The sequence below is a fragment of the Tateyamaria sp. genome (genome assembly GCF_059783535.1).
On record NZ_JBYNDP010000028.1, the window covers coordinates 24,400 to 33,824 of the forward strand.

Annotated in this window: 11 protein-coding genes; 7 read left to right on the forward strand and 4 right to left on the reverse strand. The window is 59.9% G+C overall.

Translation table 11 applies throughout. The features are described from left to right. Positions 1-425 (reverse strand): ABC transporter permease subunit (locus AC6RA8_RS07990; protein WP_500351835.1); only part of this gene is annotated, 425 nt, incomplete at its 3' end. Further along, a complete protein-coding gene (modA, locus tag AC6RA8_RS07995; RefSeq protein WP_500351837.1) occupies positions 422-1,153 on the reverse strand; it encodes a molybdate ABC transporter substrate-binding protein in 732 nt (243 codons plus the stop codon). The genes AC6RA8_RS07990 and modA, both read right to left, overlap by 4 nt. A 189-nt stretch (positions 1,154-1,342) precedes the next feature. Here modA and AC6RA8_RS08000 point away from each other — a divergent pair, with 189 nt between their 5' ends. From AC6RA8_RS08000 to ptsP, 7 genes are all read left to right on the forward strand, one after another. Further along, positions 1,343-1,804 (forward strand): NUDIX hydrolase, encoded by a 462-nt coding sequence (locus AC6RA8_RS08000; protein WP_500351839.1) that lies wholly within the window; start codon positions 1,343-1,345, stop codon positions 1,802-1,804. A 55-nt stretch (positions 1,805-1,859) separates the two neighbouring features. Beyond that, the gene (locus tag AC6RA8_RS08005) at positions 1,860-2,300 is read left to right on the forward strand and encodes a DUF1178 family protein (protein ID WP_500351841.1); all 441 of its coding nucleotides are present in this window, start codon (positions 1,860-1,862) and stop codon (positions 2,298-2,300) included. Between the two features lie 6 nt (positions 2,301-2,306). After that, positions 2,307-2,948: an SDR family NAD(P)-dependent oxidoreductase gene (locus AC6RA8_RS08010; protein ID WP_500351842.1), complete on the forward strand. Its 642-nt coding sequence runs from the start codon at positions 2,307-2,309 to the stop codon at positions 2,946-2,948. A gap of 189 nt (positions 2,949-3,137) precedes the next feature. Next, positions 3,138-4,376 carry an aspartate kinase gene (locus AC6RA8_RS08015; protein ID WP_500351844.1) on the forward strand — a complete coding sequence of 413 codons (1,239 nt, stop codon included), beginning with the start codon at positions 3,138-3,140 and terminating at the stop codon, positions 4,374-4,376. Positions 4,377-4,418: 42 nt separating this feature from the next. Continuing rightward, positions 4,419-4,742, forward strand: coding sequence for a DUF4344 domain-containing metallopeptidase (locus tag AC6RA8_RS08020; protein ID WP_500351846.1), 324 nt, complete (start codon positions 4,419-4,421; stop codon positions 4,740-4,742). Continuing rightward, positions 4,739-5,131, forward strand: a complete 393-nt coding sequence (locus AC6RA8_RS08025) for a hypothetical protein (protein WP_500351847.1) — start codon at positions 4,739-4,741, stop codon at positions 5,129-5,131. Before AC6RA8_RS08020 ends, AC6RA8_RS08025 begins: the two co-directional genes overlap by 4 nt. A gap of 139 nt (positions 5,132-5,270) precedes the next feature. After that, complete coding sequence (gene ptsP, locus AC6RA8_RS08030; RefSeq protein ID WP_500351848.1) at positions 5,271-7,508, forward strand: phosphoenolpyruvate--protein phosphotransferase; 2,238 nt, start codon at positions 5,271-5,273, stop codon at positions 7,506-7,508. A 303-nt stretch (positions 7,509-7,811) separates the two neighbouring features. Here ptsP and AC6RA8_RS08035 read toward each other — a convergent pair whose 3' ends face one another. Beyond that, positions 7,812-8,873, reverse strand: coding sequence for an ABC transporter ATP-binding protein (locus tag AC6RA8_RS08035; protein ID WP_500351850.1), 1,062 nt, complete (start codon positions 8,871-8,873; stop codon positions 7,812-7,814). Positions 8,874-8,885: 12 nt separating this feature from the next. Further along, a partial coding sequence (locus tag AC6RA8_RS08040) for an IclR family transcriptional regulator (RefSeq protein ID WP_500351852.1) occupies positions 8,886-9,425 on the reverse strand: 540 nt, incomplete at its 5' end.

Below are 9,425 nucleotides of genomic sequence, written 5' to 3' on the forward strand. Positions count from 1 at the left end.
AGGGTGACAGATCCGAAGACAGCCCAACCGGGGGCGCCAAGGGTGCGCGCCGCATCCTCAATCTTGGGATCCACGGCCTCGATCGCGAGGCGAATGGCACGGACCATCAGGGGAAAGCCCATGACCATGGCTGCCAGCGCGGCGCCGGTCCACCGGAACGCCAGAACAAGGCCAAAGGTCTCTTCCAGAAAGCGCCCGGCAGGGCCGTTACGGCCAAAAGACAGAAGCAGAAGGTATCCGGTGACAACAGGAGGCAGAACCAGAGGCAGGTGGACCAACGCGTTCAGCACCGATTTACCCCAGAAGTCCCGACGGGCAAGCACCCAAGCAATCCAGATGGCCAAGGGCAACGCCAGCAGCGTGGCGGTCACACCAACCAGCAGTGACAGGCGTAGGGCGGTCCATCCGGCTTCATCCAGCATCATGGCAGGCGAAACCCGGCGGCGGTGAAACTGTCGGACTGTGCTGCGACATGATCCAGAAAGGCGGACCCGATGGGGGTCAGGGCGATGGCCGGGTATTGAATAGGCGGGTGGGCATCGACAGGCACTTCGAATACCACGGACACGTCATCGCTTGCGACCGCGTCAGAGGCATAGACGATGCCCAACGGTGCCTCTTTGCGCGCGACGAGGGCCAGAGCGGCACGGACATTCTCGGTTTCGGCCAGATTTGGGCGGATTGCGGTCCATGCGCCTATACCCTCCAACCATGCTTGCGCATAAATCCCTGCAGGTACGGACATATGCTGACCCATGGCGAGCCGTCCGCCGTTGAGCCGTGTGAGGATGGTTTCTGCTGTTGCATCTGGCAGAGCAGTCGCGCCGATAGGTCCAACAATGACCAAAGTGTTTGAAAGCAGTATTTGTCCGGCATCGGACGCATGGCCGCCCCCAGACAGCCAATCGGCCCACGCCGCGTTGGCGAGGATCACGGCATCTGCGGGGGCGCCCTGGCTGATCTGACGCGCGATTGCGCCGCTGCCGCCGTAGCTGATGACAACCTCGTCGTTCCACGCCTCGGCCACCTCATCAAGCGGACCCTGCAACGAAGCGGCTGCAAAGACGCGGACGGTGTCTGCGGCACTGGCGGTTGCTGTGACCCACGTCGCGCACGCGAGGGACAAACCCTTGATCCATCTTGGAGTTTTCATCGGGTGGAACTATTGGGCAATGGAGGCTTGCGCTCAAGTCCAAAAGCAGTCTGGTCCAGCCGCGTTGTTGCTACCGTATGTAACACTTTTTTCACGTTACGGTGGGTAGTTAAGCACCGAAACTGGTGTTTCTTGGTTAATTCCAGTATAAAACTCGGAATAACGGAGGGCAGGGCAGTGACGGCCCCGATGATTAAGCAGCTTCCCCTTTCGCTGGGACGCGCCAAGAAAGCAGATGTGCGCACGCAATTCGCGGCGCTGTGTTATCGTATCAAGAACGATAAGGTGCAGGTCCTTTTGGTTACCTCTCGCCGGACGCGGCGTTGGATCATTCCAAAAGGCTGGCCAATGGACGGTCAAACGCCGGCGGACAGCGCGGCACAGGAAGCGTGGGAAGAAGCGGGTGTGCTAGGCCGCGCTGATCAGCGCCCGTTGGGCATGTTTTCCTACAACAAGCATATGGGCGGTGATGATGGGCTGCCGGTGGCCGCCATGGTTTACGCGGTGCGGGTCAAGTCCCTGTCCAAAGACTACCCGGAAGTGGACGAACGCACGCGCAAATGGGTGAGCCGGAAAAAAGCGGCTCAGTTGGTGGATTCCCCTGAACTGTCGCGCATCCTGCGTGACTTTGACCCAAGGTTTCTGGCCTGATTTCTGACGTTTGTGCCTTTGACGCCGCCGCTGGGTCGCATATGTGTAACGTGCTATGATCAAATACACACTCAAATGTGCCGATGGGCACGACTTTGAAAGCTGGTTTGCCAGTGCGGACGCCTTTGACAGTCTGAAGACGGCGGGCCACGTGGCGTGCGCTTTGTGCGGTAGCACAGATGTGGAAAAGGCTATCATGGCGCCGCGGGTCACCACGGCGCGCAAGGCGGCGAAAGACGTGCCTGAGGCCGATGCAGCGTTGGGCAAACCTGCATCCGAGGTGGAAGCAGCCCTTTCTCAAATGCGGGAGGCGGTCGAAAAGAACGCCACCTATGTGGGCGGTAACTTTGCCTCCGAGGCACTGGCACAGCATCTGGGTGAACAGCCTGATCGCCCGATCTGGGGCGAGGCCAACCGGGAAGAGGCCAAGCGCCTGATCGAGGATGGCGTGCCCGTTGCGCCGCTTCCCTTTGTCCCCTCACGCAAAGCGAACTGATTTTTCATGCATATTCTGATCACCGGAGCCACCCGCGGTATCGGGGCTGGGTTGGCCGAGGCCTACCGCGCACAAGACCATGACGTGACCGGCACGGGCCGGTCTTCGGGGGCCGAAGTGACACTGGATGTCACGCAACCTCTCGATCATCGCGCCATGGCGGCCCAACTTGAGGGGCAACCCATTGACCTGCTGGTGTGCAACGCAGGTGTCTATCTGGACAAGGGCAACGATCTTGACACCGGCTATGCCCCCGATCTGTGGGCACAAAGCTTTGCGGCGAATGTGACAGGCGTGTTCCTGACCATACAGACCCTGTTGCCCAACCTGCGGGCGGCACCGGCGCCGCGTATCGCGATCATCTCGTCGCAGATGGCCTCGCACACCCGAGCACCGGGCGGCAGCTATATCTACCGCGCATCCAAGGCCGCCGTGCTGAACCTTGGCCGCAACCTTGCCTCTGACCTCGCGGGGGAAGTGGCGGTGGGCATCTATCATCCGGGTTGGGTTCAAACGGACATGGGGGGCAGTGCTGCCGACATCACGGTGGATGAGGCCGTTTCGGGTTTGATGGAGCGGTTTGCCGCCCTGAACCACGAAACGACCGGCTGTTTTGAAACCTGGGACGGGCGCGCCCACGCATATTAAGCGCTGCCACTTTGGCTGCTGTCGAAAGGACGCGCTGACGCGCGGCTCGATTTTATCCAGAGACGCCTTTTCAGGCGCCCCTGACATGTGCCTCTGGCGGGGACTTTTTGAAACAGGGAAGGGGGAGCGGTTCTTGCAACTCCAATCTCTGGGCGATATGGGCGGGCGGACAGAAAATTGGGGCCTTTCATGCCTGTTCTCGTGATGAAATTCGGTGGCACATCGGTGGCCACATTGGACCGCATCCGGCGCGCCGCAAAGCGTGTGGGTGTCGAAGTGGCAAAAGGCTATGACGTGATCGTCATCGTGTCGGCCATGTCCGGCAAGACCAACGAGCTGGTGGGGTGGGTCAATGAAACCTCGCCCCTGTTTGATGCCCGCGAATATGATGCCGTGGTGTCGTCGGGTGAAAATGTGACTGCGGGCCTCATGGCGCTGACCCTGCAGGAAATGGACGTGCCCGCGCGCAGCTGGCAGGGCTGGCAGGTGCCGTTGAAAACCAATTCTTCGCATTCCAGCGCCCGGATCGAGGAAATTCCCACCGACAATATCAACACCAAGTTTGGGGAAGGGATGCGGGTGGCCGTGGTCGCAGGATTTCAGGGCATCAGCCCCGAGGGCCGGATCACCACGCTGGGTCGGGGCGGGTCCGACACAACCGCCGTGGCCTTTGCCGCCGCGTTCGAGGCTGAGCGGTGCGACATCTACACGGATGTCGACGGCGTCTATACCACCGACCCACGTGTCAGCCCCAAGGCCCGCAAACTGGACAAGATCGCCTTTGAAGAGATGCTGGAACTGGCCTCTCTCGGCGCAAAGGTGCTGCAGACCCGCTCGGTCGAACTGGCCATGCGCTACAAGGTCAAGCTGCGGGTGCTCAGCAGTTTCGAAGAACAATCCGACGAGGCCGGGACACTGGTCTGCGATGAGGAGGATATCATGGAAAGCAATGTCGTGGCCGGTGTGGCCTTTTCCCGGGACGAGGCGAAGATGACGCTGGTGTCGGTCGCGGACCGTCCGGGCATCGCCGCCACCATATTCTCGGCCCTCAGCGATGCGGGGGTGAACGTGGACATGATTGTTCAGAACATCTCGGAAGAGGGGCGGACGGATATGACCTTCTCGTGCCCCACCGACCAGGTGGCACGTGCCGAAAAGGCGATGGCCGAGGCTAAGGGCGAAGGGATCATCAATTTTCACGAACTGATTGCAGACACCGATGTCGCCAAGATCAGTGTCGTAGGTATCGGCATGCGCAGCCACACTGGCGTCGCGGCCAAGATGTTCCAATGTCTGAGCGCAGAGGGCATCAACATCAAGGTCATAACCACGTCCGAGATCAAGATCAGCGTCCTGATCGACCGCAAGTACATGGAATTGGCCGTACAGGCACTGCATGATGCGTTCGAGTTGGACAAGGCGGCCTGACCCCCCATGTAGAGCGCAACCGAGACGTCGAGGGACGGTCCTATGTTGCGCACGTTCTACGCCCTGATCCTTTATATTTTTGCGTTGCCGGCCTTGGCCAACACCTTGCCCGAGCGGGTGGGGAAAGCGCTGCTTCATGTCATCGCGCACGAGACGGGTCACGCCGTTTTGCGCGAATTCGACATACCCATCCTCGGCCCCGAAGAGGACATCGCCGAGGATTTTGCCACCACGTTCATCTACCTCACGCTGCCCGACCGTGCCGAAGCGATCATCGAGGCGCGCGCGGCGCAACATCGCGCCGATGGCGCCCAGCCCGGCCCGTTTTCGGAATACCCCCGGATGCCCAACTGGCTGGGCGTATGATCTGCCTGCTGTATGGTTTTGATCCGGAGCGCTACATCGCGCTGGCCGATCGCAATGCGATGGACGAAGACACCCGCGACATGTGCGCTGATATGGCGCCCGAGTTGTTGCGCAGCTGGCGGCGGACGCTTGCACCGCTGTGGATCGACCCGGAAGCGCGCGTGACCGAAGTGGGCCTGCGCGCGGACCCGGATCTGGAAGCAATGGCCATCGCCAATCGCGAACTGGTTGAGACCGCCCTGACCATGCTGTCCCGTATTGATTGGCACTCCCGCATAACGCTGGACCTGGCACAATGTGACGGAACGGCTGGTTGGCAGCGCAATGGGCGCAGAATTTTCCTGTGCAGCGCCTATGTAGACAGGATGGTTGCCCAGTTGGCGGATTGATACGCCTGCTGCCGCGGATTGCAGCGCAAATACTACCTATGCGGGAATAATGATGGCCGGCAGGTCGCTTTGGCGTTTCTCTTTGCGCGTTGCTGTGATCTAAGCTGATGTCGCAGAATGAAGTGGGGACAGCGCGGCAATGGCCGAACGCCTTGAAACTGAAAGCCGTAAGCTGCTGGGCCGCTTGCGCGATGCGATGGCGGGGGATGACCCGGGCCAGGCGCGGCTGGACAAGATCACGCATTTGATTGCGAACAGCATCGGGTGCGAGGTGTGTTCGATCTATCTGTTCCGGGATGAAGAAACGCTTGAGCTTTGTGCGACGGAAGGTTTGAACCCGGATTCGGTTCATCAGACACGGATGCGTTTGGGCGAAGGTCTGGTCGGCCGCGTGGCCCGTCGTCGGCAGGTTGTGAACACCGCTGACGCCCCGAGCGCGCGAGGCTTCCGCTATATGCCCGAGACAGGGGAAGAGGTGTTTTCCAGCTTCCTCGGTGTGCCGATCCAACGGCTGGGCGAGTCGCTTGGCGTGCTGGTGGTTCAATCCAAGGAAGCGCGCGAATTTTCTGCCGATGAAGTCTACGCACTTGAAGTTGTGGCGATGGTTCTGGCCGAGATGGCAGAGCTTGGTGCTTTTGTCGGTGAAGGTGCCGCCATGGGCGCGCGCCATTCGCAGCCCGCAATGTTGCGGGGCACCGTGGCCCAGGAGGGTGTGGCCGAAGGGCATATATGGCTGCATGAGCCGCGTGTCGTTGTCACGAACCCGATCGCCGATGACCCCCATCGCGAACTTGAGCGACTGACCGAAGCGGTGGAGGAGTTGCGCGTGGGCGTCGACAAGATGTTGTCGCTGGCCGCTGACAAGGAACAGGCCCAGGTGCTGGAAGCCTATCGCATGTTTGCCAATTCCAAAGGATGGATGCGGCGCATGCAGGAGGACATCAGCAATGGCCTGAGTGCGGAAGCGGCGGTGGAAAAGGAACAATCGCTGGCCCGGGCACGTATGGGGCAGGCGACGGACAGCTACCTGCGGGAACGGCTAAGCGATCTCGATGACCTGTCGAACCGCTTGCTGCGCATTCTGACCGGGCAGGGGGCTGACACCGGGGCAGAAATGCCGGCGGACCCCATCCTTGTGGCGCGCAATATCGGACCAGCCGAACTGTTGGATTATGGCCGCAATCTGAAAGCCATCATTCTGGAAGCTGGATCTGTCGGCAGCCACGCAGCCATCGTGGCGCGGGCACTGGCCATTCCGTTGATCGTTCATGTGGACCGGGCGACGCTTGAGGCGCTGAACGGTGATCACGTGATGGTGGATGGTGAGCAGGGGATCGTCCACTTGCGCCCGGATGATACGGTGGTTGCAGCGTTCCGCGACAAGATGGCGATGCAGGCGGCGGCGGTTGAGCGTTATGCCTCCATTCGTGACAAAGCGGCCGAAACGCTCTGCGGATCGGTTGTGTCACTGCACATGAACGCCGGGCTGATGGCTGATCTGCCGTCGCTGGAAGGGTCTGGCGCGGAAGGTGTCGGATTGTTCCGCACAGAGCTGCAGTTTCTTGTTCGAAATCAGATGCCTAAGCGGTCAGAGCTGTCGGCGCTTTATGCGCGTGTTCTGGATGCCGCCGGTGGCAAGCCAGTGGTGTTCCGGACCCTCGATATTGGGTCGGACAAGGTGCTGCCCTACATGAAGCCCAACGACGAACCCAACCCGGCGCTTGGCTGGCGCGCGATCCGCGTGGGATTGGACAAGCCGGGTGTGATGCGGATGCAGTTGCAAGCCCTGATCCGTGCGGCAAACGGGCGTCCGCTGACCGTCATGTTCCCTTTCGTGGCTCAGTACGAGGAATACACTCGTGCCCGCGCCGAGGTGGACAAGGCCATGGAGCGCGAGGCGCGGCTGGGCCATGTGCTGCCCGAGGCCCTCAAGGTGGGAGCGATGCTGGAAACCCCGAGTCTCGCCTTTTCGCCCCAAAAATTCTTTGAAGAGGTGGAATTCCTGTCCATTGGTGGCAACGACCTCAAGCAGTTCTTCTTTGCCGCTGACCGCGAGAATGAGCGTGTGCGGCGCCGCTATGACACGCTGAATGTATCGTTTCTGAGCTTCATCGAGCGCATCGTCGAGCGCTGCAACCAGACGGATACGCCGCTTTCGTTCTGCGGTGAGGATGCGGGCCGCCCGGTTGAGGCGCTGTGTTTTGCGGCCATAGGCATGCGCAGCCTGTCCATGCGCCCGGCGTCGATCGGTCCGGTCAAGTCTTTGTTAAGACGGTCAAATCTCGACGAGGTGCGCAAAGTTATCGCTGATGCGCGCCACAGGGGGGATATGAGCGTCAGACCGGCGATTATGGACTATTTGCGCGATCAGGGTTGATACTGTGCAAAATCTTTTAGAATCATATGTTTGCGAGAGACTCTGAGCGCCTTGCGTCATTTTCATCCGCGATGAAGGTTTTGCAGTACCGCGGCGCTGCTAGAGGTCAAGACGGCACCGAATAGTTCGAAATATATTCTTATTTCAACTTAATTTGATGATTATGCCGATATCATCCGTCATAAATTTCAATAAACAAACAAATCGGAAGAAATACTCACAGCCCGTTCGACCCTTCACAAAACGCAAAAAGAAAACCGCCACCTGCAACACAGATGGCGGCCATTTTGCGTCAGAAATGTCTTAGCGCAGACGCTGCTCCGATATGGCGTCAAAGAACATCACGCGGTCATCGTCAAAGCTGACGGTCACTTCGGTGCCTTCGTCCATCGCCATGTCACCACGCGACTCTACGATCAGACGTTCACCGGTGGGGGTGGTCAGGTAATCATAGGCCACGCCACCCAAACGCTCGCGGATGTCCAGTTTAATCGCGGATGCGCCCTGTTCCAAACCCATGTCCTGTGGGCGAACGCCCACAGTCACCTCGGTCCCTGCTGCGGGCAGGGATACGGACGTAGGGATCACGCGGTCAGCCAGACCGGGCACCCGTACACCGCCATCTTCCACCACGCCCTTGATGAAATTCATCGCGGGTGAGCCAATAAATCCGGCTACGAATTTGTTGTCCGGGTCCTGATAGAGGTGCATGGGGCTGCCCACCTGCTCAATATAGCCCGCGCGCAGAACCACGATTTTGTCCGCCAGCGTCATCGCTTCGACCTGGTCGTGGGTCACGTAGATCATCGTGGTGCCCAGCTCCTTGTGCAGACGGGCAATCTCCACCCGCATGTCCACGCGCAACTCGGCATCCAGGTTCGACAGCGGCTCGTCAAACAGGAACACCTCTGGCCCCCGCACAATCGACCGGCCAATGGCAACCCGCTGACGCTGACCGCCGGACAGGGCGGCGGGCTTGCGCTTCAGATACTCGTCCAGCTTCAGAATCTTCGACGCGCCATCGACCTTGCGCTTGATCTCGGCCTTGTCGACGCCGTTCATCTTCAGGCCAAAGCCCATGTTTTCCTCGACCGTCATGTGCGGATAAAGCGCGTAGGTCTGGAACACCATCGCCACGCCACGCTCGGCGGGGTCCATATGGGTCACATCGCGCGCGCCGATGTTGATCTGGCCGTCGCTGGTTTCCTCCAAACCTGCGATCATGCGCAACAATGTGGACTTGCCGCAGCCCGATGGACCGACAAAGACGCAGAACTCTCCATCTTCGATGGTCAGGTCCACACCATGGATGACCTGTGTGGCTCCGTACCTCTTGATGGCCTTTTGCAATGTCACACCGGTCATGGTGTCCCTCCCTTATTGACTTGGAAACTGCCAATTGGCAGCGGCACTCGCGATATCGCGCGCAGTGGATTGAAGATGCGGCGCAAGCTGGCCCAGATCGGCCAGGGATTTGCGCGCGGTGGATGTGGTGACGCTCAATGCGCCGATCGAGCGACCTGTATCTGAAAGAATTGGGGCGGCCACACATATGATGCCCGGCTCGTGTTCCTCGCGGTCATACGCAACACCTTTGGAGCGAATCTCTTCCAATTCAGCGCAAAGCGATTCGCGACTGGTGTGCGTGTGTGCCGTATGTGCGAACCACGCTTGCTGCGATAGGGCGACGTCCAGCGCATCCGGAGCCAGAAAAGCCATCATCGCCTTGCCAACCCCAGTACAATATCCCGGACCGACCTTGCCCGCCTGACTGAACATCTCAAGCGGTTCTGCCGCATTGCGCTTGTCGACATAGAGCACCTGACCGCCATCCATCTGGGCAAGGTGCACGGTCTCGCCGACCTGTGCACTCAACTGGTCGATGAACGGGCGTGCAATCGGGGCCAAAGAGCTTTG